Genomic DNA, 23,269 nt, shown 5'->3' with positions numbered 1-23,269 from the left:
GTCGGGCGGGATCGCCGTGGCCGATTACGGGAGGAAGCCCTTCTCCGTCAGCCAACCGGCCGCCAGCACGTCTGCGTCGACTGCATCGATGCCGTACTGCTTGTTGAGCTCGGAGAGCTCGGCGGTGGTGATCTGGGCGCTCACCGAGTCGAGCAGAGCGATGAACTCATCGCCATAGGCATCGATGATGTCGCCGTGGACCACGGGGACGATGTTCTCGGCCGGCTGCAGGTTCATATCGTCTTCGAGCAATACGAATCCCTTGGCGGCGATCACGCCGTCCGACGTGAACAGCAACGCCACGTCGATCGCCCCGCCCTCGAGCGCGGCCACGGTGAGTGGTCCGCCCACATCGAGCGGCACGAAGTCGGCAAAGTCCAGTCCATAGACGTCCTGGAGGCCGATCAGGCAGAACGCCCGCTCAGGGCACTCGGGGGGACCGCCGAATACGAGGGTGCCGTTGTGAGCGGCCAGGTCGCTCACCGCCGCCAGCCCCAATTCGGAAGCGGTCGCCGCGGTCACCACGATCCCGTTCTTGTCCTGAGCGGGGGCGTAGGCGAGGGCAACCAGCCCTGAATCGGCGAGCGCCGCCTGCAGAGCGGCATGGGTCGCGGCGGAGTCGGTTGTCGAGGTGCCCCCCTCGAAGGTGAGCAGCGTCCCGGTGTATTCGACGAGGAGGTGGATTTCCCCGTCCTTGAGCGCCGGGTTGACGATCTCGCGTTGGCCGAGGTTGAACCTGCGTTCCACCGAATATCCATTTGCCTCGAGTACCTGCGCGTAGATCTCGCCGAGGATCAGCTGCTCGCCGAAATTGGTCGAGCCGACGACGATCGTCGGCCCCTCTTTGGTGTCGTCACCCGGCCCGGCATCGTCGCCGCACGCCCCCGCGATGAGGGATGTGGCAACAAGGGCCGCCCCGACGACCCGACTGCGGAATCGTCTCCGCATGGGTTTTTCTCCTTCCGGTCGCTTGTGTGGATGCGCCCACGGGGCCCCCACTCGTTGCTCAAGAAACTCTCGGGAAGCGATTCTTGTTCCAGCTCTCCCCGATTTCAGGTGGCCAGGAATGGGTCGACATCGGAGCGCCTCCGGCGTCGAATCCCTCCGGGAATCACCACCCGTTCGAGTACCGAGAACCCCACCTCCGTGAGAATGGACAGCAACGCCACCAGGACCGCCCCGCCCACCAATTCGAGCCGATCTTGGGTGGCGATCCCATCGACGATGAACCGTCCATAGCCCCCAAATCCCACGAGGGCGCCGAGGGTGGCGGTCGCCACCACCTGGACCGCGGTGACCCGGATTCCGGTGAGAATCACCGGTGACGCGATCGGCATCTCGACTTCCGTGACGATTTTCCGCTCACCGATCCCCATTCCCCGCGCCGCCTCCACGATGTCGGCGTCGACCCCGCGGACCCCGGCGTACGTGTTGGTGAAGATCGGTGGCAGTGCCAAGAAGAACAGAGCCACCACCGTGGGGGCGAAACCGATCCCGCTGTCGATCAATGGTGTCGTCCGCGCCAGCCAGATGGTGAGCGGAAGCGCCAGTGCGATGATCCCGAAGGAGGGGAGGGCGCGTCCAATGTTGACGACAGACACTGCGATCAGGCCACCGCGGCCAGTGTGGCCCAGCCACGCGCCGAGCGGGATCGCCACCGCCATTGCGGCCACCACTGCCACTCCGGAGATCCAGAGGTGCTCCCAGGTGCGCGCCACCCATCCGGTGTCTCCGCTCCAGTTGTCCCCGAACCACTGGATCAGGTCGACGAAGAAGTCCATCAGCCCGCCACCGGGGTCCGGCGACTGGCCCACGGGGTGAGGAGGCGTTGGGCCAGCACGAGGGAGAGGTCGACCACCACCGCCAGGATCACCGAGAGCGCGGTGCCGAGCACGATCTCGGTGTGGAAGAACCGGCTCAACCCGTCGAGGATGAAAAAGCCCACCCCGCCCTTTCCGATCAGCGCAGTGATGGTGACCAGACCGATCGTGGTGACGGCGGCGATGCGGATTCCGGCGAGGATCACCGGCAGCGCCAACGGGAGTTCGATTTCGAGGAACAGCCGGCGCGGGGCGTAGCCCATCCCGAGGGCCGCTTCGCGCACCGCAGGATCGACCCCCTGGATCCCGGCCACGATGTTGCGGATCAGGATCAGCAGGGTGTAGGAGACCAGCCCGATCTCTGCGGTGAGGGTGGTGAACCCGGTAATCGGGACCAGGAACGCAAACAGGGCGAGGGAGGGGATGGTGTACAGCACGCCGGTCACCCAGGTGATGGGGGGGTAGAGGCGGGGGAACCGCAAGCCGACCAGGGCGAGCGCCACGGAGATGGCAAGCCCGACTCCGAGGGCGATCCCGGTGAGTACCAGATGTTCGGCGACCTTGTCCCGGATGAGGTCGAGATGGTTGAACACCCAGTCCCACCGGAAGAAGGGGGCGGCGATCATCGCGCCAACTCCCGGCTGATCGCCTCGGCGGTGATCGTGCCGACAAAGCGGTCCCCGTCATACACCGGAGCCACTCCGGTGTGGGAGGTGATGATCGTGTCCAACGCCTCGCGCAACGAGGCCCCCAGGCGGAGGCGGACCTCGAAGGGTTTGGGGTCGATGGCAGCGACGGTGGCACCCTCCAGCTCGGTTGCCCAGGCCCAGCCGAGCAGCTGCCCGCCGTCGAGGATCCCGAACCAGTCGACCCCGTAACGGTCCATTCGGGCCCGGGCCGTCTCGACGGATGCCCCCCGGTCGACCATCGGCCCCTCTTCGAGCGGCACCTGACTGATGGGGATCAGCGAGAGACGCCGAATTCCTCGATCAGAGCCGAGAAACTCGGCGACGAACCCGTTGGCCGGGTCTCGCAGGATCTCGGCCGGCGGGGCGTACTGCTCGACGATTCCCCCGACGTTGAGGATCACCACCCGATCTCCGAGTTTGATCGCCTCATCGATGTCGTGGGTCACGAAGACGATCGTCTTACGAAGCCGCCGTTGGAGATCCAGCAACTCGTCCTGGAGCCGGCTGCGGACGATGGGGTCGACGGCGCCAAAGGGCTCGTCCATCAGCAGTACAGGGGGGTCGGCGGCGAGAGCCCGCGCCACCCCGGCCCGCTGGCGCTGCCCACCCGAAAGCTCACGGGGATAGCGGTTGCGCATGCTGGGCTCGAGGTCGACCAGGCGGATCAGTTCGTCCACCCTCTGGTCGATACGGGCGCGGTCCCAGCCGAGGAGCCGGGGGACCGTGGCGACGTTCTCGGCGAGGGTCCGGTGGGGGAAGAGCCCGATCTGTTGGATCACGTAGCCGATCCGTCGCCGCAACTCCGGGGCCGACACCGCCATGATGTCCTCGCCGGCGACCGTGATCCGGCCCGAAGTGGGCTCCACCAGCCGGTTGATCATCTTCAGCGTGGTGGTCTTGCCGCAGCCGGACGGGCCGACGAGCACGACGATTTCGCCCTCCGCGACGTCGAGCGAGAGGCCGGAGACCGCCGCGCTCGTCTCGCCGGGGAACACTTTGGTGACGGCGTCGAGGCGGATCATCGGCTCGGGGTCCACCGGCCGAGCCTAGATCAGGCGCTGGCGGAGACGCCGAGCGCGTCGCGGAGGGCCTCGGCCTTGTCGGTCCGCTCCCACGAGAAGGCCCCGGTGGCATCGTCGGGGGTGCGGCCAAAATGGCCGTGGTACGAGGTCGGCCGGTAGATCGGCCGGCGGAGGCCGAGGGCGGCGATGATCCCGTTGGGGGTGAATGAGAACACCTCCATGGCGGCCGCCTCGATGGCCTCCTCGTCGAAGTCGGTGGTGCCCCGGCAATCGACCGTGACCGCGGTGGGGAAGGGGAGTCCGATGGCGTAGCCGAGCCGCACCTCGCACTCGCGGGCGAGACCGGCCGAGACGATGTTCTTTGCCACGTGGCGGGCCATGTACGAGGCGGATCGATCGACCTTCGACGGGTCCTTTCCGCTGAAGGCGCCGCCGCCGTGTCGGGCCCACCCGCCGTAGGTGTCGACGATGATCTTGCGGCCGGTGAGCCCGGTGTCACCGGCAGGGCCGCCCGTCTCGAACCTTCCCGTCGGGTTGACATGGATGGCGATGTCGTCCGCCCACCACTCGCCGAGCGCCGGACGGAGGATCTCGGTGACGACCGCTTCTCGCAGTCCGGGCATGTCGTCGTTCCACTCAGGCCCGTGCTGGGTGGAGAGGACCACTGAGGCAAGCCCCCGGGGTGCGCCCCGCTCATACACCACCGATACCTGGCTCTTGGCGTCGGGACGCAGGTGGGGGACCGTGCCCGCGACCCGGGCGGCCGCCTGGGCGGCGATGATCTTGTTGGCGAGGGTGATCGGCAGCGGCATCAACTCGGGGGTCTCGGCGATGGCGTATCCGAACATCAGCCCCTGGTCGCCCGCGCCCATCTCTTCACCACGATCTACCCCGATGGCGATGTCGCGCGACTGCTCGTGGATGGCGACGTGGACCTCCGCCGAGTCGGCATCGAAACCGACGGCCTGATCGTCGTACCCGATGAAGCGCATCGTTTCGCGCAGGACCCCGGCGTAGTCGACCTCGACGTCGGCAGTGATCTCGCCGGCGATGACGGCCATGCCGTCGGTCAACAGGACCTCGCAGGCGACCCGGGCATCGGGATCCTGGGCGAGCACGGCGTCGAGGATCGAGTCGGCTACCTGGTCGGCGGCCTTGTCCGGATGACCCATCGACACGGATTCACTGGTGAAGAGGTGGCGGCGCGGCTGCACCCTGATGGCTCCTCAGGCTGGGGTGGGAGGCACCCGCAGCGTAGTGGTAGGCGCCACGGGGCGGTGGATCTGGCTCACCAGGCACCACGGTGGACACGCCCCGGGCGGGGGCCCCGGGCGAGCGATCCTGATCGTCGGTCGGGCACCGGGTGGCCGATGGTCATCAACCCGAGAACCTCGATATCGACCGGGATGCCGAGCAGCGACCGGACCTCTGCCATCCCCCGGGCGCCGTGGATTCCGGCACCGAGGCCCTCGTCGACTGCCGTGAGGAGCATGGCCATCATCGACGCCCCACCGTCGACCCACCACCACGGCACCCCCTCGAGCGCTGCCGGATTCTTGTCGGGCTCGGAGTAGCGGGCCCGGTACACCGCCGGCTCGACGCACAGCAGGATGTGGGCGCCGGCGGACGAGAGCCAGGGGTCGAATCCAATCGTCACGTATTCGCTCTCGCCACATAGCCGGGCGATCTCGGTGATCCGTCCGGGGTCGTCGACCACGACGACGGAGATGCCCTGGGACCAGCCGGCGGAAGGGCCGCCCAGACCGGCGGCGACAATGCGCTCGAGAGCCTCCGGGGCCACCGGCTCGCCGGTGTAGTTGCGCACCATGCGCCGCCGCCGCAGCGCGTCCCCCAGCTCCATCAGACCGTCTCGAGCGCAGTCGCCAGGTCGGCGAGGGCCTTCTTGGCGTCGGCGAAGAGCATCAGGGTGTTGTCGTGATAGAAGAGCGGATTGTCGATGCCGGCGAAGCCCGGCGACATGCTCCGCTTGACGACCACGACCATCCGGGCCTTGTCCACTTCGATGATCGGCATCCCGTAGATGGGGCTTCCGGGATCGTCGCGGGCGGCCGGGTTGACCACGTCGTTGGCACCCAGGACCAGCACGACATCGGTCCGGGCCATGAGGGAATTGGATGCCTCGAGGTCGAGTAGCCGGTCGTAGGGCACGTCGGCCTCTGCCAGCAGGACGTTCATGTGCCCCGGCATCCGCCCGGCCACCGGGTGGATGCCATAAACCACTTCGACTCCTTTGCCTTCGAGGCTGTTGGCCACCTCGCGCATCTGGTGCTGGGCCTGGGCGACGGCGAGCCCGTAGCCGGGGACCACCACCACTCGGTTGGCGTACGACAACGCGATGGCGAGGTCGTCGGCGCTGGTAGTCCGCACGTTTCCTCCGCCGGCCGCGGCAGGGGCGGCACTCTCTCCGGTCCCGAACGCCCCGAACAGCACATGGGTGATCGAGCGGTTCATTGCCTGGGTCATCAACTTGGTGAGGATCAGCCCGGACGCCCCCACCAGGGCGCCGCTGATGATGAGAGCCGAGTTGGTGATCACGAACCCGGTGGTTGCGGCGGCGAGGCCTGAAAGCGAGTTGAGCAGGGCGATCACCACTGGCATGTCCGCACCACCGATGGGGATCACCAGCAGGATGCCGAGGAGGAGGGCAATCCCGCCGGCCACCCAGAATGCCACCGGCTCCTGGCTCACCTGACTCCAGATTCCGGCGCCCACCAGCCCCAGCATCAGCGCGGCGTTGACCGACTTCTGGCCGGGGTAGGTGATCGGCGATCCGCTCATCAGTCCCTGAAGTTTGCCGTAGGCGACCAGGCTTCCGGTGAAGGTGATTGCCCCGATCACCACCGACAGAGTGATCGTCAGCATGTCCACCGCGTCGACTTCCCCTGTCACCGACACGAACACCGCACCGGCCACCAGGGCAGAGGCGAGTCCGCCGAAACCGTTGAAGGCGGCGACCAGCTGCGGCATGGCGGTCATCTGGACGCGCAGGGCGAGCACCGCCCCGACCACCGTTCCGACGGCGGCGCCGCCGGCGAGCACCATCCACGAGACCTCGTTGTCGACGAGGGTCACCACGATCGCCAGGAGCATGCCGAGCGCGGCGACGGCGTTGCCGGAGCGGGCCGTGCGCGGGGATCCGAGGCGCTTGAGGCCGACGATGAATGCGACCGCGGCGATCAGATAGACGATCGCCTCTGACTCGGCGTTCATTCGCCTTCCTTCCGCTGTGGACGGCGGAACATCCCGAGCATGCGGTCGGTGACGAGGAACCCACCAACCACATTGGTGGTGGCCGCGGCGACGGCCACGAAGGCGAGCACGGCGGCAAGTGTGTCGTTCTCGATGCCGGTGGCGATGATCGCTCCGACGATGGTGATGCCCGAGATGGCATTGGACCCCGACATCAGCGGGGTGTGCAGGGTCGGTGGCACCTTGGCGATCAGTTCGAAACCGATGAAAGATGCCAGCACGAACACGATCAGGCCGACGACGACCGGGTCGAGCATCAGGTCGCCCCTCCCGCCGCGGCGCGTACCCGATTGTCGACGATCTGGCCGCCGCGAGCGACGCAGGCTCCGGCGATCTCGTCGGCCGGGTCGAGGGTCAGCACGTCCTCCTTGACCAGGTGGCCAAGGAGAGAGGTGACATTGCGGCTGTACATCTCGGAAGCATCACCGGCCGAGCGGGACGCCAGGTCGAGCGGACCGTGGACAGTGACGCTCCCGTGGAGGACGATTTCGCCGGGGCGGGTCACTTCACAGTTGCCACCGGTTGATGCCGCGGTGTCCACCACCACGGACCCGGGGCTCATCGAGTCCACCATCGCCCGGGTGACGAGGATCGGGGCCTTCCGGCCGGGCACCTGCGCTGCGGTGATCACCACGTCGCTCTCGGCGACGGCGGCGGCGAGAGCCTCCTGCTGTGCCTGGCGGGTGGCCTCGTCGACTTCGGTGGCGTACCCACCCGCCTGTTCCGCCTCCAGGGCAGTGGGGCCGCCGACGAACTTCGCCCCCAGGCTCTCGATCTGCTCGCGGGCGGCGGGGCGAATGTCGTAGCCGGACACCACCGCACCAAGCCGCTTGGCGGTGGCGATGGCCTGAAGGCCGGCAACGCCAGCCCCCAACACGAGCACCTTGGAGGGGCGGATGGTGCCGGCGGCGGTCATCAGCATCGGGAACATCCGGGGGAGGGAAGAGGCGCCGAGCAGCACTGCTTCGTACCCGGCGACGGTGGCCTGGCTCGACAGGGCGTCCATGCTCTGGGCCAGGGTGGTTCGGGGGATCAGTTCCATCGCGATCGCGGTGATGCCGGCCCGGGCGATTCGCTCGACCTCGGCCGGAGCGCCGAGTGGATCGAGAAAGCCGATGGCGGCCCCGGTCGGTCCGAGATCGTCGAGGGTGAGGGGCCCGACGCCCACGACCAGGTCGACCTTGGTCGGAGGGTCTCCGGCGATCTCGGCCCCCGCTGCGACGTACTGCGCGTCGGGGAACCCGGCCGCCAGGCCGGCATCCGGCGTGACCAGCACCTGGTGCCCCTTCGCGACGAGGGCGGCGGCACCCCGGGGGGTGAGGGCGACGCGGCGCTCACCGGGACGCGTCTCTCGGAGAAGTCGGATCTGCACGAGGCGGAAGGGTAACTAACCCGCCGGGCGGCGGATTCGTCGGGCTCGAGTCCGGGTCAGTTGGCGGCGGCCCAGGCCGACCACCGGGTAACCGCGATTTCGATGATCGGCCCGTCGAGCGGGTGCTCCGAGTACTGCTCGTAGCGTCGGGCCAGCAGCCCGGCCGCCTCCTGATGCCGTGGATCGCCCGGGGTGAGCACCGTCGCAACCCCGTCCGCCCGCACCCACCAGAGTCGGGACCAGTCATCGTCGTAGTGGTCGAACAGCACCGCCACCCGTGGTTCCGCCGCGATGTTGACGAGGCGCTGGAGGCGCGGTGACCGCTTCGGCTTGTGGTCGATCGGGGTGACGATCCGGTCGTCCTCCAGTGCGAACACCACGGGGACGAGATGGGGTACCCCGGAAGCGCCGACCGTGGCGAGCCGCGCCACCCGGACCGTCCCGGCGCGCTCGCGCGGGTTCAGTCTCCCGTCGCCCACGGGTCGCCACCCAGGAGAGCCATCGCTTCTTCAGGACCCCACGAGCCCGCGTCGTAGGCATGGACCGCCAACCCGGCGTCGAGCAGAGGGGAGTACAGGCGCCAGGCTTCCTCTACCTCATCGGAACGCACGAAGAGGGTCGGGTCGCCTTCGACGATGTCGGCCAGCAGGGTCTCGTAGGCCTCGGGAATCTCCCCGAATGCCTCCGTATAGGAGAAGTGGAGCGGGATCCGCCGCACCGTGAACATGTCGGCCGGCTCCTTGACCTCGATCACGAGGGAGAAACCCTCTTCGGGTTGCAACTTCAGGTAGAGAACGTTCCCCGCCGACATGCAGTCGTCGGGCTTTCCATGGAAGAGGCACACGGGCGGACCGCGGAACGTGACCGCCACCGCCGTCTCATGCCGGCGGACCGCCTTGCCGGTGCGCAGGAAGAAGGGAACCCCTTGCCACCGCCATGAGTCGATCGACAGCCGCAGCGCGGCATAGGTGGGCGTGCCGCTGCCGGGGTCTACCCCTGGCGCCTCGCGGTAGCCCTGGTACTGGCCGAGCACGACGTCGTCGGGTCGGATCGGCTGGATGGAACGCAGCACCTTCACCTTCTCGTCGCGCACGTCCTGTGGGGTGAATCGGGTCGGTGACTCCATGGCGACGAGCGCGAGGATCTGGGTGAGGTGGCTCTGCACCATGTCCCGGAGAACACCCGTCTCGTCGTAGTAGCGGCCCCGCGAACCCACCCCGATCGACTCGGCGACGGTGATTTCCACCCGTTCGACCCGATCGCGATTCCACGACGCCTCGAAGATCGGATTGGCAAAGCGGAAGACGAGCAGGTTCTGGACCGTCTCCTTGCCGAGATAGTGATCGATCCGGTAGACGTCCTGCTCACCGAAATGGAGGTGGGCGAGATGGTTCAGTCGTTGGGCGCTGTCGAGGTCGCGCCCGAACGGCTTCTCGACGACGAGCCGGGTCCACCCGGGGCTACCGGCGAGTCCGGCGTCGCCGAGGCGCTGGATGGCAGCGGACACTACGTCTGGGGGAACCGCGAGATACAGCACCCGGTTGCCGGGGAGACGGAGCAGCCGCTCGAGGTCCTCGACCCGGCGAGCCAGTCCCTGGTAGTCGCCTTCGCGTTCCACCCGTTCGTAGTAGATGTGGGTCGCCACCCATTCCTCGGCTTCGGCGGCTGCCACGTCGGCGGCGACCAGAGCCTCGACGCATTGCTTGCGGAACCCATCGTCCCCGAGGTCGGCGGTGGCGGCGCCGAGGACTACGCAGTCGTCGGTGCCACGCATCAGGTCATAGAGGGCGGGGAGGAGTTTGCGCAAGGTGAGGTCCCCGGTCGCCCCGAGCACCACGAACAGATGCCGGTCCACGGTCAGCCTCCGTGTCGTGGGATCGAGGTCTCGGTGCCGTCGCCGGTCCAATCCGTGTGGAAGTGCTCGCCGCGCGGCGAGTCGACCCGCTCATAGGTGTGAGCGCCGAAGTAATCCCGCAACGCCTGAATGAGGTTGGCGGGGAGGCGGGCCGTGCGAAACGAGTCGTAGAAGCCAAGGGCTGACGAGTAGGTGGGGGCGGGGATTCCCGCTCCCACCGCTCGGGCGACCGTGCGTCGCCACCCCTCCTGACCCGCCGAAACCGCGTTTGCGAAGGGCGGAGACAGGAGCAGGTTGGAGAGTTGGGGGTCGTCCCGGTAGGCGTCCCGAATCGTTTCGAGAAAGGCCGCCCGGATGATGCACCCCTCGCGCCACATCATCGCGATGGCCCCCATGTCCAGCGGCCATGTGTACTCGGCGGCAGCCGCTTCCAACAGCATGAACCCCTGGGCGTAAGAGACGATCTTCGAGGCGTAGAGGGAATGCTCGAGGTCGCTGAGGAGGGCCGACCGGGCGCCGTCGATCCGGCCGGAGGGGCCCGGGAGGACGTCGCTCGCGCTCATCCGAGTGTCCTTGAGCGAAGACACCGCCCGCGCGAACACGGCCTCGGCGACGAGGGTGACCGGAACGCCGAGGGCGAGCCCCGACTCGACCGTCCACCGGCCGGTTCCCTTCTGTTGCGCCGCGTCGAGGATCTGGTCGAGGACAGGCTCGCCGTCACGGCGGAGCCGTAGAACCGCCGCGGTGATCTCGACCAGGTACGAGTCGAGCCGCCCGCGGTCCCACTCGGCGAACACGGCGGCCATCTCATCCGCGGTCATCCCGAGGCCGGCACGCATGAAGTGATAGGCCTCGGCGAGCAATTGGATATCGCCGTATTCGATGCCGTTGTGCACCATCTTGACAAAGTGCCCCGAGCCGCCTGGCCCGATCCAGTCACAGCACGGAGTGCCGTCGGACACTTTGGCGGCGATCGACTGCAGCACACCGCGCACCAGCGGCCACGCCGCGGTCGATCCGCCGGGCATGATTGAGGGACCGTGGCGGGCCCCCTCCTCGCCGCCGGAGATCCCCGCGCCCACGAAGAGGAGGCCCTTTGTCTCAAGGCTTTCGACCCGTCGGGCGGTGTCCTCGAAGTGGCTGTTGCCGCCATCGATGATCACGTCGCCCGGGTCGAGGAGCGGTGTGAGCTGTCCGATCACCGAATCGACGGGTGCTCCCGCAGTCACCATCAGCAGGATGCGCCGGGGGCGATCGATCTCAGCGACCAACTCGCTGAGGTGATCGGCGCCGATGATGTCTTTGCCGTTTGCTTCGCCGGTCAGGAATGCCGCGGTGACCTCAGCCGACCGGTTGTGCGCCACCATGCGGTAGCCGTGGTCGGCAATGTTGAGGGCCAGGTTCTGTCCCATGACACCCAGCCCGATGAGTCCGATGGTGCCTTGGTCGGGCACGCTTCTCCTCGCTTGCGGCTGAGGCCAAGTTACACACGGGGGTTCACCCCTCGTTCATCCCTCGAGCGACGGGAGCGGTGGCAGGTCGGTCTGGTAGAGCCAGGCATCGAAGAGGGCGGCGAGGTCTTTCCCGGACACCTCGGTTGCGAGCGCGATGAAATCTTCCGTCGAAGCGTTGCCGTCGGCGAAACGCGCCGCATAAGTCTGGAGGATCTCCCGCATCACCTCGTCGCCCACCTCCACCCGCAGGGCATGGAGGGCGAGTCCTCCGCGCCAGTACACCGCCAGGCCGAAGAGGTTGTCGGCTCCCGGGTCGGCGATGGGGTCATAGGTGCGCTCCTGGACGATCGAATAGCGGGTGGCGGCCTCGGCTTCCATCGCCTCGCGTCCGAGTTCGTGCTCTATCCACAGGAGCTCGGCGAACGTGGCGAACCCCTCGTTGAGCCAGATGTCGTGCCACGAGTCGACCGAGACCGAGTTGCCGAACCACTGATGGGCGAGCTCGTGGACCACCACGACCTCCTTCAGGGTCCGCCGGTCCATCACGGTCATCGTCTGGGTCTCGAGGGCGGCGCCGAAGTCCGACACCACCACATGACCGTATGAATCGAAGGGATAAGGCCCGAACCATGACTCGAAGAGCACCAGCCACTCCCCGGTCCGTTCGAACGCCTGCGGGAGGCGGCCGGAGATGTCGGTGGGCAGGTAATCCCTGATCTCGATCCCATTGACCGGGTCGGACTCGATTCGCACCATTTCGGCCACGACGATCGTGGCCAGGTAGGTGGCCATCGGGTGGTTCATCTCCCAGATGAACGTGGTCATGCCGTCGGCGCTGCTTTCGCCGACGAGAACACCGTTCGACGCGACCACGAAGGGCTCGGGCACGGTGGTGATGATCGTGAAACGGGCCTTGTCACGGGGATGATCGCTCCCGGGAAACCAGGTGTGGGCGCCGTCAGGCTCGGCGACGACGTAGACGCCCTCGGCGTTGAAGATCCAGCCGGAGTCGAGGTCGAGGCCGGGCAAGACGGTGAGTCCGGGTCGGCCGCGGTACTCGAACCAGACGACGAACTCCTCGCCTGCCGGAATCGTCGCCGCGGGCGTGATCCTGACGTCGGCCCCCACCACTTCGTACACGGCGGGGCCACCGTCGACCTGGAGATCGAGGATTTCCAGGCTGCGAAAGTCGACGAAGAACCCGGCGAGGTCCACCGTCGCCACTGCAGTGATGGTGGTGCTGCCGGCGGTGATCTCACCGGTCTCGGGGTCAACGGTGGTCTCGATTAGATAGTGCTCGACGTCGTAGCCCCCATTGCCGAGGTTGGGAAAATACGAATCGCCGACTCCGCGGCTCCCGACCTCACCGGGCAATGTGGTGGTGCTGCCGGATGTGGTGCTCGAGGTCGTCGTGGCCGGAGCGAGGGTGGTGGGGAGGGTGCCAGGCGTGTACGTCACAGCACCGTCGTCGCCGCAGCCGGGAAGGGCGAGCGCGCCCAGCAAGACGACGACGGGGAGACGGGCCATTCGCCGGACAATACCGGTGCCCCCGGTACACCATTACGCCCGGTAGCGTCGGCCCGGTGCGTTTCAAGTTGACTTCGGTGCTGGGCAAGGCGCTCGACTCGGCGCGGGCTGCACTCGCCGATCTCGACGCCGACCAGGTGCCGGCGAAGCTGCGGCAGGTGGTGGGTCATGCCGGTGATTTCACTCCCGACCTCGCCCGCCGCCTCACCCGTGAACTCGATCGGATCGACTGGCTGCGAACGCGGGCTCTCGAGCAGTGGCCGGATGCCGACCCGGTGAAGCCGGGTCCGCACCGGGCGTCGGCGCTCTTTCTCGTCCGACCCGAGGGATGGGCGGCCGACCTGGTGGGGGTGGTGGGTGAGGCGGTGGCGTCGGCCGTGGGGGAGGGCCGAGAGCCGAGCGACGGTGGGCGTGACGAGCTGGTCAAGGACCGCGACGCCTGGAAGGCCAAGGCCCGTGATCTCCAGAAGAAGCTGGAGACCGCGACGACCGAACGTGCCAAGGCCGAGAAGGCGGTGCGGGCTCCCGATCGAGCCACGAAGGCGGCCGGTGCGAAGGAGACCGCGGCGCGAAGGCGCGCCGAGACAGACCACGCCGCCGAAGTCGAGCAGCTCCAGCGGCTCATCACCGACCTGGAGAACAAGGTGAAGAACGCCGGCGAGGAGGTCCGCCGGTTGCGCCGTTCCGCAGGGGACTCCGAGGCGAGGGCGGTAGAGGCCGAAACCGGGCCGGGGTGGCTCGGAACCGATCCGATCGACCTGGCGCGGCACCTCGACGACTTGATGGCGCGGTCACGGCGGGTGGGTGCTACCGACCCAGGCCCCTTGCCCGCCGAGGAGAGACTGCAGCTTCCGGTCGGGGTCGGGCCCGATTCACCCGAGGCGATCGACGCGGTGGCCCGAATGGGGGGTCGGGTGGCGGTCATCGTCGACGGCTACAACGCCGGCCTCGCCCTCGGGCCGGGGACTGCGGCCGAGGTCCGGTCTCGTCTCGAGCCCCATCTTCGCCGGCTGCGTTCCCTCGGCGGTCCCGCCATGACCGTCACCGTGGTGTGGGATTCGAAAGCCGAACAACAAGGCTCTCGGAAGCCGGGGGGTGGAATCGAGGTGGTCTTCGCCCCGGCCGGGATCGAGGCCGATGACGTGGTGGTGGACATCGCCGCCCGGCGGAGTCGTTGTGTGGTGATCACCAACGACCGCGCAGTTCGGGAGCGAGCCGAACGCACCGGCGCCCTCGCCCTGTGGTCCGACGCCCTGGTCGCCTGGGCACGAAAGCGGGGCTGAGTGCAGGTGGCAGGTAGCAGGAGTAGGTAGTAGGTGGCACAAGGGGGCGTAGCACCCCCCGTTCTTGTCATACCCGTTTCGTATCTTCTCCTCGTGGCGACATGGAGGAGGCCGAAATGTTGATCGACTGCAACGAGTGCGTGGCGCAGCACACCGCGGCGTGTCACGACTGCGTGGTGACCATGCTCCTCGGCGACATGCTGGGACCGATCGAGGTCGACCTCGATCAGGCAGCCGCCCTCGAGGTCCTCGCCGACGTAGGCCTGGTCCCCGAACTACGCCTGATCCGCCGAGCCTCCAACGAGTAGGCGGGGCCCTCCTACTGGTGACTGGTGACTGGCGACTCCCTACCCTCGCCCCTGTGGAACTCGGAGCACGGATCAGGGCATTGGCGCTGGAGTCGGGGCTGGCCGGCTTTGGCATCTGTGAGGCAGCGCCGTTCGAGGACACCGGGAAGGATCTCGAAGAGGCCGTGGCTTCGGGACGGTCGGGAAAGCTGAAGTTCACCTTTGCCGACCCGGCAACGTCCGCCGCCCCCACCCGATCGTTCCCGTGGGCGCGTCGCCTGCTGGTGGGGGCCCACCGGTACGCCGCGGATGCAGGCAGCCCGGGACCGCCGACCCGGGGAACGGGCCGGGTGGCGCGATTCGCCGAGGACGATCACTACGCCCCGCTGCGAGCGGTGCTGGGAGGGATCGCGGCGATGTTGCGGGCGGAGGGGCATCGGGCCGAGGTGCTGGTCGACGACAACCGACTGGTCGATCGAGCGGCCGCCGTACGCGCCGGCGTCGGGTGGTGGGGCAAGAGCAGCATGGTGCTCGTCCCAGGTGCCGGCCCCTGGGTGCTGCTCGGCAGCGTGGTCACGGACGCGTCCCTGGATGTCGACTCACCAATGAGGCGAGACTGCGGGACCTGCGATGCCTGCATTCCCGCTTGTCCCACGGGAGCGATCGTCGCTCCCGGAATCCTCGACGCGCGTCGATGCCTCGCCCATTGGGCGCAGGCACCGGGTTCGATCCCGACCGAGCTTCGCGAGCCGATGGGAGATCGGGTCTATGGATGCGACGATTGCCTCGAGGCGTGCCCGCCGGGACATCGCGCCATCGCCGGCGGCGCTGCCGGGCGGGGCAGGGTCGACTTGCTCACCCTCCTCGGTTCCGATGACCAGACGCTGCGGACGCGCTATGAACGCTTCTACGTGCCCCGCAACGATGTGAAGTATCTCCGGCGAAACGCCCTGGTGGCCCTCGGCAACACCGGGGGAGAGGACGCCGTGGGCGTGCTGGCGGGGTTCGCCGCGCACCGCGACCCGATGCTCCGGGAGCACGCGGCGTGGGCGCTCGGGCGGATCGGCGGTGCCCGAGCCGCTGCCGCGCTCCGAGCCGCCACCGATGCCGCCCTCCGGGCGGCCGTCGACGCCGGATCGGTCGAGGCGTCTCGCGCCGGCGCGTCGGCTATTTCTTAGGGGCCCTGATGCTGTTGGTATCCGACGTCCACGGGGAATTCGAGGCTCTGGCGCAGGTGGCGGCGCGGGGAGAGCCCCTGTTGATCCTCGGCGACCTCCTCAACTTCGTCGACTACCGCACCCTGGAGGGGATGCTCGCCGACATCGCCGGACGCGAGTTCGTGGCCGAATTGACCGACCTGCGGGAGCAGGGGGAGCACGAGGCGGCCCGAGCACTGTGGCGAGGCTTTACCGCCGGGCAGGAGGACACGATCCGCCGGCGGTATGACGAGCGGATCGCAGCCGACTACCTGCTCACGCGCGCCGCGCTCGAAGGCAGTGAGTCGTATGTGATCTACGGGAACGTGGACCGCCCCGACATGCTCCGTGATTGCCTGCCTCCCGGGTCCCGCTTCGTCGACGGTGAGGTGATCGACCTCGAGGGCCTCCGCGTCGGCTTCGCCGGAGGAGGCATTGCCTCGATCGGTGTCCCCGGTGAAATCGAGGAGGAGGCCCTCGCCCGGAAGCTCGACTCCCTTGGTCCTGTCGACATGCTGTGCACCCATGTCGCCCCGGCGGTGCGTCCTTTGAGTCAGGACGTGGTTGGGGGGAGGCCCAAACAGTCGGCGGCGGTGCTGGATTACCTGCTCGAGCACCGTCCCCGGTGGCACTACTTCGGCGACATCCACCAGCCGCAGGCGATCTCGTGGCGGGTCGGGTCGACCTGGTGCAGGAACGTCGGGTACTTCCGAGCCACCAAGAGCCCGGTTCGCCATGTGCCGGACGTGCGGTGATCGGCCGGGCGCCGATCGCCTGAAAGGCAGTCACCTGCCATCGCTAGTGTCGCGTCCATGGAAGGAACCGTGCGCTCGACCGAGGCATCTGCCCCGCCGGAGCGCGTCTTTGCCGTCGCCGCCGACCTGGCTGCCTACCCGGAATGGGCCACCGGGGTGTCCGCCGTCGAGATTCTCGAGGTCGACGGTGCCGGGCGGCCGCGGCGGGCCCGCTTCGAGGTCGACGGGTACATCAAGAAGATCTCGTACGAGTTGCAGTACGAGTACGACGAACCCCGCCGGATGTCGTGGAACGCGGTTCCCGGACCCGATATCAAAGACATGGAGGGGTACTACGAGTTCAACCTTCGTGAAGAGGGCGGTACCGAGATCGTCTACGCACTCAGGGTCGAGCCGGCTTTCGTGGTCCCCGGCTTCCTCCGCAGGCAGGCGGAGAAGCAAATAGTCCAGGCGGCGCTGCGCGGCCTGCGTCGACGGGCTGAGGAGATGGAAGAGGCCGACGGGTGAGGGTGCTCCTCATCACCGGCAAGGGTGGCGTCGGCAAGACGACGGTTGCGGCCGCCACCGCGTTGCGGGCGGCAGACCTGGGGCATCGCACCCTGGTCATGTCCACCGATCCCGCCCACAGCCTGAGCGACGCCTTCGACGTCCCGCTCGGCGACGAGCCGACGGCGATTTCGGCGGGGTTGGACGGGCAGCAGATCGACGCCCAGCGTCGCCTCGAAAGCCATTGGGGCACGGTGCGGGACTATCTGGCCGACCTGTTCGACTGGGGCGGCGCCAGCGGCATCGCCGCTGAAGAACTGGTGGTGTTCCCCGGCATGGACGAGTTGTTCGCCCTCGCCGAGGTCCAGGACCATGTCGCGTCGGGGACCTACGACGTGATCGTGGTCGATTGCGCCCCGACCGCCGAGACTCTCCGGCTGTTGAGCCTGCCCGATGCGCTCGGCTGGTACATGGAAAAGCTGTTTCCGCTCGAGCGGCGGGTCGCCAAGGTGGTGCGGCCGGTGCTGTCGAGGGTGATCTCGATGCCGATCCCCGGAGACGACGTGTTCAAGGCGGGCGAGGGGTTCTACGCGCGCATCGAGGGTGTTCGCCGCGTCCTGGTGGACCCGGAGATCACCAGCGCCCGCCTGGTGATGAACCTTGAGAAGATGGTCGTCGCAGAGGCACGGCGCACCTACACCTACCTGGGCCTCTTCGGCTACGCCGTCGATGCCGCCATCGTCAACCGCATCATCCCGGAGGCTGTCACCGATCCGTACTTCAAGCGGTGGCGCGAGCTGCAGGCCGAGCACCTCGAGACCGTCGAGGAGGCCTTTGCCGACCTGTCGTTGCTGCGCCTGCGCCTCTTCGATGAGGAAATGGTCGGCGTCGCCAAGCTACGTCTGTTGGCCGAGGAGCTCTACGCAGACCTCGACCCGACCGATCGGCTTGCCACCAGCACGCCGTTCCGGGTGTTCGAGGAGGGTGAGGACGTCGTGCTGGCGCTGTTCCTGCCGTTCGCCGAGAAGGGAGAGGTGGATGTGATGCGCCGTGCCGATGAGGTCTACATAACTGTCGGGCCCTACCGCCGGTCGCTGGTGCTGCCCGACTCGCTGCGACGGCGCGAGGTGGTAGGAGCCAAGTTGATGGAAGGCGAGCTATGGGTGCGCTTCGGGGTTCCCCGTGGATGAACCCGAGGACCTCGGTGACGCCGCCCGCCGGGGCGCGCAGCGCGCCGCCGTTCATCTGATGAAGGCGGCGATCGAGGTCGTCGCCGGGCTCAGCGCCTTTCTCGAAGAGGTGGGGAAGGTGCGCGACGACGGGGATCCCGGACGGGACGACGGGCCCCAGCACATCGAAGTCGAATAGCCGGCACCAACCACCGCTCAGTTCACATCCGCATTCATCTGGATACGTCGGGGCGACGAGGATCATCTGGCGGGCCGGCGAATATTCTCGGGTTCCCGGTGGGAGGACCACACGCATGGCAGTGGTGGCAATCGACTGTGGAGGCACCAACCTCTCGGCCGCGTTGGTCGAGCGGGCCACCGACCGGTCCACGCCGGTGACCGTGGCCACCCCGGCACACGCCGCCGACATTCCGACGACGATCGCCGGCGTTGTGGCCGGGCTGGGAGTGGGGTTCTCCGCCGTGGGAGTGTCGATCGCCGGGTTGATCCGAGATGGAGACCTCGTGTGGATGCCTCACCGCGACGCCGGGACGCCGATCGCCGCGCCCGTGTCGGCGGCGTTGGGGGTGCCCGTCGCGGTGGACAACGACGCCAATGTCGCCGGACTGGCCGAGGCCACCGCTGGCGCCGGTAGGGGCCACCGCATGGTGCTCATGGTCACGATCGGCACCGGAATCGGCGGAGGTCTTGTGATCGACGGTCGTATCGAACACGGCCGGGGGTTTCTCGGAGAGATCGGCCACGTCATCATGAATCCCGCTGGGCCCCGGTGCTCGTGCGGCAACTTCGGCTGCTGGGAGGCGCTTGCGTCGGGAACGGCGCTCGATCGGGCGGCGCGGGCACTCGCCGCGGGCGATCCGACCTCGATGGTCGCCGGTCTGGCCGGTGCTGCGGTTCCCTCGGGACGCCACCTCGCCGAGGCGGCATCTGCCGGTGACGGGCCGGCCGGCGCGGCGTTCGAGGAGTTCGCCGTGCATTTTGGCCGGGGTCTGGCCAACATGGTGGTCGTGTTCGACCCTGACGTGATAGTGGTTGGTGGCGGTGTCGGTGCGATCGGTGAGCCGTTGCTCGCACCGGCGCGTGCCGCGTTGAAGGAATCCCTCAGTGGGCAGCGTCATCGTCCGGAAACGCCGGTGGTAGCGGCGGCATTCGGCAATCGTGCCGGAATCGTCGGCGCAGCCCTTCTTGCAGGAGCGCCAGCATGACCTGGGTCGATACCGCCCGGCAGGCAGTGACCGCGGTGCCCGCCTTTGCCAAGCTCGTGGTGCGGCTGGCGCGGGACGAACGAATCGATCGTAAGCATCGGGTCGGAGCAGGTCTGGCTCTCGCCTACGCGGTACTGCCGATCGACCTGATCCCCGACCGGATTCCGGTGCTGGGCAAGGTGGACGACGCCGCCATCGCGGTGCTGGCGCTCACCCGACTGGTGGAGGCTGCCGGCGACGACATCGTGCGGGAGCACTGGGACGGGTCCCCGGCTGCGCTCGATGCATTGCTCGGTGCCCTCGCCCTGGCGGGTCGCTTCGTGCCGAGCCGTCTGCGCCTTGCCGCCAGGGCGGTGGCGCGGTGAACGCCGGAAGGCTGCTCGCCGGGAGCGTGCTTGCTGCCGTCGGTGTTCTGTTCTTTCTCGATTCGGTGGATGTACTCGACGCGGGCGACGCCGTCGCCGGGTGGTGGCCTGCGGCGATCGCCGCCCTTGGGGTGTTTCACGCCATCTCGGGCAATCGGGTGACCGGCGGGGCACTGGCGCTCATCGGCATCGGACTCGCCCTGCTCGGCGTCACCACCGGCCTATTGGGCGATGACGCCTGGGGCTACGTCTGGCCGGCCGCCCTGGTGCTCATCGGGCTCTGGCTGATGGTCGGCTGGGGGAAGCGGCTCGGTCGGCGTCCTGCCGACGACGACGAGATCGACGGCATCGCGATTCTCGGGTCGGCCCTCCACACGACTCGTTCCAAGTCTTTTCGTCGCGCCAGCTTGACGGCCGTACTCGGGGGGGTGACGCTCGACCTGAACGAGGCGCTGCCCACGGCCGAGGGGGCCGAGATCTCGGTGACGGCGATCCTCGGAAGCGTGGTGATCATGGTCCCGCGGGGCTGGGTCGTGGAGATCCGCGGACTGCCGTTGATGGGGGGGTGGGACGACACCACCGAGCGGGCGCTCGGCGGCGCGGGCGCACCGCGCCTCGAGATCCAGGCGCTGTGCGCGCTCGGCGGCCTCGAGGTGAAGCACGCCTCGCGCTGGAAGTGAGGCGGGTATGAACTACGCGGTCCTCTTCCCCGGCCAGGGCAGCCAGGTCGTCGGGATGGGGGCCGACCTGTTCGAGCGCAATCCCGACCTCCTCGGTCCACCCGCCGACGAGATTCTGGGATGGTCGCTGCAGGCAATGTGCCTCGAGGGCCCCGAAGAGGCGCTCACCCGCACCGAGCGCGCCCAACCCGCCCTGTACGCGGTGGCTTTCGCACTGTGGAGGGAACTAGAAACGCGGCTCGCCCGCCCTCCCGTCTCCGCCGGTGGGCACTCCCTCGGTGAGTACACCGCCCTTGCCGCCTCCGGGGTGGTCGACTTCTTCGATGGTCTCCGCCTCGTGGCGGCGCGAGGGCAGGCGATGGCGGCGGCGGCCGACCATGAGGAGTCGGGGATGGCAGCGCTCATCGGGGCTGATCCGGCGACGGCGGAGGCGTTGGCGGGGGCGCGACGCGAGGAGGGCGGGCGGCTGTGGGTGGCCAACCTCAATGCTCCGGGCCAGGTCGTCGTCGCCGGGGGAGCCGAGGACATCGAGTGGGCCGAGGCGAATGTGGCCCGCTTCGGCATCAGGCGAGCGATTCCGCTCAAGGTCGCGGGCGCATTTCACTCACCGTTCATGGCCGCGGCAGCCCGCGAGCTGGATCAAGCGGTCGCCGCCGTGACCACCCGGCCGGCGGCTTTCCCCGTGTGGTCGAATGTGACCGCGGAGCCCCACGGCGACGACGTGGGACCGATGTTGGTGGCTCAACTCACCGCCCCGGTGCGGTTTGCCGAGTCCATCCTGTCAATGGAGTCGGCCGGTGTGGACGTGTTCGTGCATGTCGGCCCTGGCGATGTAACCGCAGGTCTGGCGAAGAGGTCGGTACAGAGTGCCGACGCGATCGCGGTGTCATCGCTAGACGGGATCGCCGCGGTGGTCGACCGTCTGCAGCCGTCAGGCTGACAGAGCGCAGCCATCCGCGTAGCCTCATGAATCGGAGACCTGGAGGAGTGCACGGTGCCTAACGCCATCATCACCGGCTGGGGAAAGTGTTTGCCTCCCGCCGTCCTCACCAACAGCGATCTAGAGACGCTGACCGACACGAGTGACGACTGGATAACGACCCGCACCGGCATAAAGGAACGCCGGATCTCCCACGTCGAGGTATCCGACATGTCTGCGGTGGCTGCCCGGCACGCAATCGCCGCGGCCGGTCTCGAACCCACGGACATCGATCTCATCATCATGGCGACCTGCAGCCCCGACCGGCTGATCCCGAGCGCGGGCACCATGGTGCAGGCCAAGATCGGCGCCACCCGGGCGGCGGCCATGGACTTGAACGCGGCGTGCTCGGGATTCCTCTTCGGGCTTTCGACCGCCGACCAGATGATCCGGGCGGGATCGATGCGGCGGATTCTGGTGATCGGTGCCGAGAAGCTCTCCTACTGGCTCGACTTCACCAACCGCTCCACCAGCGTCTTGTTCGGCGATGGCGCCGGGGCCGTGGTGATCGAGGCGAGCGACGAGGAAGGAGGCTTGCTGGCCTTCGAGCTCGGGAGCGACGGCACGGCCGGCGATCTGCTTTGCGTTCCCGGAACCGGGACCGAGGGCAACCCCCTCGACTCGCAGGCGCCTTCGATCCTCATGGAGGGCCAGGACGTGTTCCGGCGTGCAGTCGTGGCGATGGGCGATTCCTCGACCAGGGTGATCGCCAAGGCGGGGCTCGAGGTCGGCGACATCGACCTGCTGATCCCTCACCAGGCGAATGTGCGGATCATCGATGCCACCGCCCGCCGCTTGTCGCTCGACCCGGCCAAGGTGTACGTGAACATCGCCTCCTACGGGAACACCTCGGCGGCAACGATTCCCATCGCCCTGACGGAGGCGCTCGAGGAAGGGCGGATTCAGGGCGGTTCCAACCTCGTGTTCGCCGCGTTCGGTGGGGGTTTCACCTGGGCCGCCTGCGTCTACAGGTGGGGCGCACGCACCACGCCCCGTGGTACCTCATATGCTGAATTGCCTCCAAGCACCGCTACTGCCCTCGAGCTGCTGCAGCCCAACGTCGCCGTTCACGGCAAGGGCGTTTGACGGTGGCGGGGCGGGCCGCACTGGTGACCGGCGGGTCGCGCGGCATCGGCAGGGCGATTGCCGAAAGGCTCGGAGCCGATGGCCATCGGGTGGCCGTCAACTACCGGTCACGGCGAGATGCTGCCGAAGAGACGGTCGCGGCGATCGTCGCCGGTGGTGGGGAGGCTGTGGCCGTCGAGGGTGACGTCGGCGACGCCGCGGCCGTCGCGACGATGTTCGGCGCGGTCGAAGAGGCGTTCGGCCCGATCGAGATCCTCGTCAACAACGCCGGGATCACTGCGGACGGCCTCCTGTTGCGGATGAAGCCCGAGGACTGGGACGCGGTGATCCGCACCAACCTGAGTTCGGCGTTCCTGACCACCAAAGCGGCGTTGCGAGGCATGCTCAAGGCGCGGTGGGGCCGGATCGTCTCGATCGCTTCGGTCGCCGGCATCGCCGGCAACCCCGGGCAGGCGAACTACGCCGCCGCCAAGGCCGGGCTGATCGGGTTCACCAAGTCCATCGCCAAGGAGGTGGGGTCTCGCGGCATCACCGTCAACGCGGTCGCCCCCGGCTTCATCGAGACCGACATGACCGACGCTCTGGGCGGGGAGGTGCGCGACGCGGTGTTGCCCTCCATCGCGGTAGGGCGGTTCGGGACGCCTGTCGAGATCGCGTCGGCGGTGGGCTATCTTGCCTCGGACGAGGCCTCCTACGTCACCGGCCAGGTGCTGGTGGTCGATGGCGGACTGTCGTTCTAGGCCTTGAG

At 68.1% G+C, this 23,269-nt stretch carries 26 protein-coding genes; 13 read left to right on the top strand and 13 right to left on the bottom strand.

What is annotated here, in order from left to right; genetic code table 11:
* Positions 1-24: 24 nt before the first annotated feature.
* The 13 genes from WD184_07880 to WD184_07820 form a co-directional block, all read right to left on the bottom strand.
* Positions 25-948, bottom strand: coding sequence for an ABC transporter substrate-binding protein (locus tag WD184_07880; GenBank protein MEX0826648.1), 924 nt, complete (start codon positions 946-948; stop codon positions 25-27).
* A gap of 104 nt (positions 949-1,052) precedes the next feature.
* Positions 1,053-1,781 carry an ABC transporter permease gene (locus WD184_07875; GenBank protein ID MEX0826647.1) on the bottom strand — a complete coding sequence of 243 codons (729 nt, stop codon included), beginning with the start codon at positions 1,779-1,781 and terminating at the stop codon, positions 1,053-1,055.
* Positions 1,781-2,446, bottom strand: coding sequence for an ABC transporter permease (locus WD184_07870; protein MEX0826646.1), 666 nt, complete (start codon positions 2,444-2,446; stop codon positions 1,781-1,783). The genes WD184_07875 and WD184_07870 overlap by 1 nt, the downstream gene beginning before the upstream one ends.
* Positions 2,443-3,546 carry an ATP-binding cassette domain-containing protein gene (locus tag WD184_07865; GenBank protein ID MEX0826645.1) on the bottom strand — a complete coding sequence of 368 codons (1,104 nt, stop codon included), beginning with the start codon at positions 3,544-3,546 and terminating at the stop codon, positions 2,443-2,445. The genes WD184_07870 and WD184_07865 overlap by 4 nt, the downstream gene beginning before the upstream one ends.
* 14 nt (positions 3,547-3,560) lie before the next feature.
* The gene (gene metK, locus WD184_07860) at positions 3,561-4,745 is read right to left on the bottom strand and encodes a methionine adenosyltransferase (protein ID MEX0826644.1); all 1,185 of its coding nucleotides are present in this window, start codon (positions 4,743-4,745) and stop codon (positions 3,561-3,563) included.
* Between the two features lie 74 nt (positions 4,746-4,819).
* Positions 4,820-5,392 (bottom strand): nitroreductase family protein, encoded by a 573-nt coding sequence (locus tag WD184_07855; protein ID MEX0826643.1) that lies wholly within the window; start codon positions 5,390-5,392, stop codon positions 4,820-4,822.
* On the bottom strand, positions 5,392-6,762 hold the full coding sequence (locus WD184_07850) for an NAD(P)(+) transhydrogenase (Re/Si-specific) subunit beta (GenBank protein MEX0826642.1): 1,371 nt from the start codon (positions 6,760-6,762) through the stop codon (positions 5,392-5,394). The genes WD184_07855 and WD184_07850 overlap by 1 nt, the downstream gene beginning before the upstream one ends.
* A complete protein-coding gene (locus WD184_07845; protein MEX0826641.1) occupies positions 6,759-7,058 on the bottom strand; it encodes an NAD(P) transhydrogenase subunit alpha in 300 nt (99 codons plus the stop codon). The genes WD184_07850 and WD184_07845 overlap by 4 nt, the downstream gene beginning before the upstream one ends.
* Positions 7,058-8,173, bottom strand: a complete 1,116-nt coding sequence (locus tag WD184_07840; GenBank protein MEX0826640.1) for an NAD(P) transhydrogenase subunit alpha — start codon at positions 8,171-8,173, stop codon at positions 7,058-7,060. The genes WD184_07845 and WD184_07840 overlap by 1 nt, the downstream gene beginning before the upstream one ends.
* Before the next feature lie 56 nt (positions 8,174-8,229).
* Positions 8,230-8,652: a TIGR03668 family PPOX class F420-dependent oxidoreductase gene (locus tag WD184_07835; GenBank protein MEX0826639.1), complete on the bottom strand. Its 423-nt coding sequence runs from the start codon at positions 8,650-8,652 to the stop codon at positions 8,230-8,232.
* Positions 8,634-10,028, bottom strand: a complete 1,395-nt coding sequence (gene zwf, locus WD184_07830) for a glucose-6-phosphate dehydrogenase (protein ID MEX0826638.1) — start codon at positions 10,026-10,028, stop codon at positions 8,634-8,636. Before zwf ends, WD184_07835 begins: the two co-directional genes overlap by 19 nt.
* A 2-nt stretch (positions 10,029-10,030) precedes the next feature.
* Positions 10,031-11,482, bottom strand: coding sequence for a decarboxylating NADP(+)-dependent phosphogluconate dehydrogenase (gene gnd / locus WD184_07825; protein ID MEX0826637.1), 1,452 nt, complete (start codon positions 11,480-11,482; stop codon positions 10,031-10,033).
* Positions 11,483-11,536: 54 nt separating this feature from the next.
* A complete protein-coding gene (locus WD184_07820) occupies positions 11,537-13,009 on the bottom strand; it encodes a M1 family metallopeptidase (protein MEX0826636.1) in 1,473 nt (490 codons plus the stop codon).
* Between the two features lie 56 nt (positions 13,010-13,065).
* On the opposite strand from WD184_07820, the gene WD184_07815 reads away from it, so the two are divergent.
* The 13 genes from WD184_07815 to fabG all read left to right on the top strand — a co-directional run bounded on the left by WD184_07815 (position 13,066) and on the right by fabG (position 23,261).
* Positions 13,066-14,292 carry an NYN domain-containing protein gene (locus tag WD184_07815; GenBank protein ID MEX0826635.1) on the top strand — a complete coding sequence of 409 codons (1,227 nt, stop codon included), beginning with the start codon at positions 13,066-13,068 and terminating at the stop codon, positions 14,290-14,292.
* A gap of 116 nt (positions 14,293-14,408) precedes the next feature.
* A complete protein-coding gene (locus tag WD184_07810; protein ID MEX0826634.1) occupies positions 14,409-14,600 on the top strand; it encodes a hypothetical protein in 192 nt (63 codons plus the stop codon).
* Between the two features lie 53 nt (positions 14,601-14,653).
* Complete coding sequence (gene queG / locus WD184_07805) at positions 14,654-15,757, top strand: tRNA epoxyqueuosine(34) reductase QueG (protein MEX0826633.1); 1,104 nt, start codon at positions 14,654-14,656, stop codon at positions 15,755-15,757.
* Between the two features lie 8 nt (positions 15,758-15,765).
* On the top strand, positions 15,766-16,530 hold the full coding sequence (locus WD184_07800; protein ID MEX0826632.1) for a metallophosphoesterase: 765 nt from the start codon (positions 15,766-15,768) through the stop codon (positions 16,528-16,530).
* 57 nt (positions 16,531-16,587) lie between these two features.
* A complete protein-coding gene (locus WD184_07795; GenBank protein MEX0826631.1) occupies positions 16,588-17,037 on the top strand; it encodes an SRPBCC family protein in 450 nt (149 codons plus the stop codon).
* Positions 17,034-18,206: a TRC40/GET3/ArsA family transport-energizing ATPase gene (locus WD184_07790; GenBank protein ID MEX0826630.1), complete on the top strand. Its 1,173-nt coding sequence runs from the start codon at positions 17,034-17,036 to the stop codon at positions 18,204-18,206. Before WD184_07795 ends, WD184_07790 begins: the two co-directional genes overlap by 4 nt.
* Positions 18,199-18,384, top strand: a complete 186-nt coding sequence (locus WD184_07785) for a hypothetical protein (protein MEX0826629.1) — start codon at positions 18,199-18,201, stop codon at positions 18,382-18,384. Before WD184_07790 ends, WD184_07785 begins: the two co-directional genes overlap by 8 nt.
* A 115-nt stretch (positions 18,385-18,499) precedes the next feature.
* On the top strand, positions 18,500-19,411 hold the full coding sequence (locus WD184_07780) for an ROK family protein (protein MEX0826628.1): 912 nt from the start codon (positions 18,500-18,502) through the stop codon (positions 19,409-19,411).
* Entirely contained in the window at positions 19,408-19,776 is a 369-nt protein-coding gene (locus WD184_07775; protein MEX0826627.1) for a DUF1232 domain-containing protein, read from the top strand. The genes WD184_07780 and WD184_07775 overlap by 4 nt, the downstream gene beginning before the upstream one ends.
* Positions 19,773-20,456, top strand: coding sequence for a LiaF domain-containing protein (locus WD184_07770; protein MEX0826626.1), 684 nt, complete (start codon positions 19,773-19,775; stop codon positions 20,454-20,456). The genes WD184_07775 and WD184_07770 overlap by 4 nt, the downstream gene beginning before the upstream one ends.
* A 7-nt stretch (positions 20,457-20,463) precedes the next feature.
* Positions 20,464-21,396, top strand: coding sequence for an ACP S-malonyltransferase (gene fabD / locus WD184_07765; protein MEX0826625.1), 933 nt, complete (start codon positions 20,464-20,466; stop codon positions 21,394-21,396).
* A 54-nt stretch (positions 21,397-21,450) separates the two neighbouring features.
* Positions 21,451-22,521, top strand: a complete 1,071-nt coding sequence (locus tag WD184_07760; GenBank protein ID MEX0826624.1) for a beta-ketoacyl-ACP synthase III — start codon at positions 21,451-21,453, stop codon at positions 22,519-22,521.
* A complete protein-coding gene (gene fabG / locus WD184_07755; GenBank protein MEX0826623.1) occupies positions 22,518-23,261 on the top strand; it encodes a 3-oxoacyl-[acyl-carrier-protein] reductase in 744 nt (247 codons plus the stop codon). Before WD184_07760 ends, fabG begins: the two co-directional genes overlap by 4 nt.
* The last annotated feature ends 8 nt before the right edge of the window (positions 23,262-23,269 follow it).

Source organism: Acidimicrobiia bacterium (assembly GCA_040878325.1).
Classification (GTDB): domain Bacteria; phylum Actinomycetota; class Acidimicrobiia; order Spongiisociales; family UBA11373; genus JAUYIV01.
This window is presented reverse-complemented; position numbering and strand designations above follow the sequence as displayed.

What these genes read in the sequence shown, in the direction of transcription:
- WD184_07880 (MEX0826648.1), bottom strand. Translation starts at nt 948, where the DNA reads ATGCGGAGACGATTCCGCAGTCGGGTCGTCGGGGCGGCCCTTGTTGCC.
- WD184_07875 (MEX0826647.1), bottom strand. Translation starts at nt 1,781, where the DNA reads ATGGACTTCTTCGTCGACCTGATCCAGTGGTTCGGGGACAACTGGAGC.
- WD184_07870 (MEX0826646.1), bottom strand. Translation starts at nt 2,446, where the DNA reads ATGATCGCCGCCCCCTTCTTCCGGTGGGACTGGGTGTTCAACCATCTC.
- WD184_07855 (MEX0826643.1), bottom strand. Translation starts at nt 5,392, where the DNA reads ATGGAGCTGGGGGACGCGCTGCGGCGGCGGCGCATGGTGCGCAACTAC.
- WD184_07850 (MEX0826642.1), bottom strand. Translation starts at nt 6,762, where the DNA reads ATGAACGCCGAGTCAGAGGCGATCGTCTATCTGATCGCCGCGGTCGCA.
- WD184_07845 (MEX0826641.1), bottom strand. Translation starts at nt 7,058, where the DNA reads ATGCTCGACCCGGTCGTCGTCGGCCTGATCGTGTTCGTGCTGGCATCT.
- WD184_07820 (MEX0826636.1), bottom strand. Translation starts at nt 13,009, where the DNA reads ATGGCCCGTCTCCCCGTCGTCGTCTTGCTGGGCGCGCTCGCCCTTCCC.
- WD184_07810 (MEX0826634.1), top strand. Translation starts at nt 14,409, where the DNA reads ATGTTGATCGACTGCAACGAGTGCGTGGCGCAGCACACCGCGGCGTGT.
- WD184_07800 (MEX0826632.1), top strand. Translation starts at nt 15,766, where the DNA reads ATGCTGTTGGTATCCGACGTCCACGGGGAATTCGAGGCTCTGGCGCAG.
- WD184_07795 (MEX0826631.1), top strand. Translation starts at nt 16,588, where the DNA reads ATGGAAGGAACCGTGCGCTCGACCGAGGCATCTGCCCCGCCGGAGCGC.
- WD184_07780 (MEX0826628.1), top strand. Translation starts at nt 18,500, where the DNA reads ATGGCAGTGGTGGCAATCGACTGTGGAGGCACCAACCTCTCGGCCGCG.
- WD184_07775 (MEX0826627.1), top strand. Translation starts at nt 19,408, where the DNA reads ATGACCTGGGTCGATACCGCCCGGCAGGCAGTGACCGCGGTGCCCGCC.
- fabD (MEX0826625.1), top strand. Translation starts at nt 20,464, where the DNA reads ATGAACTACGCGGTCCTCTTCCCCGGCCAGGGCAGCCAGGTCGTCGGG.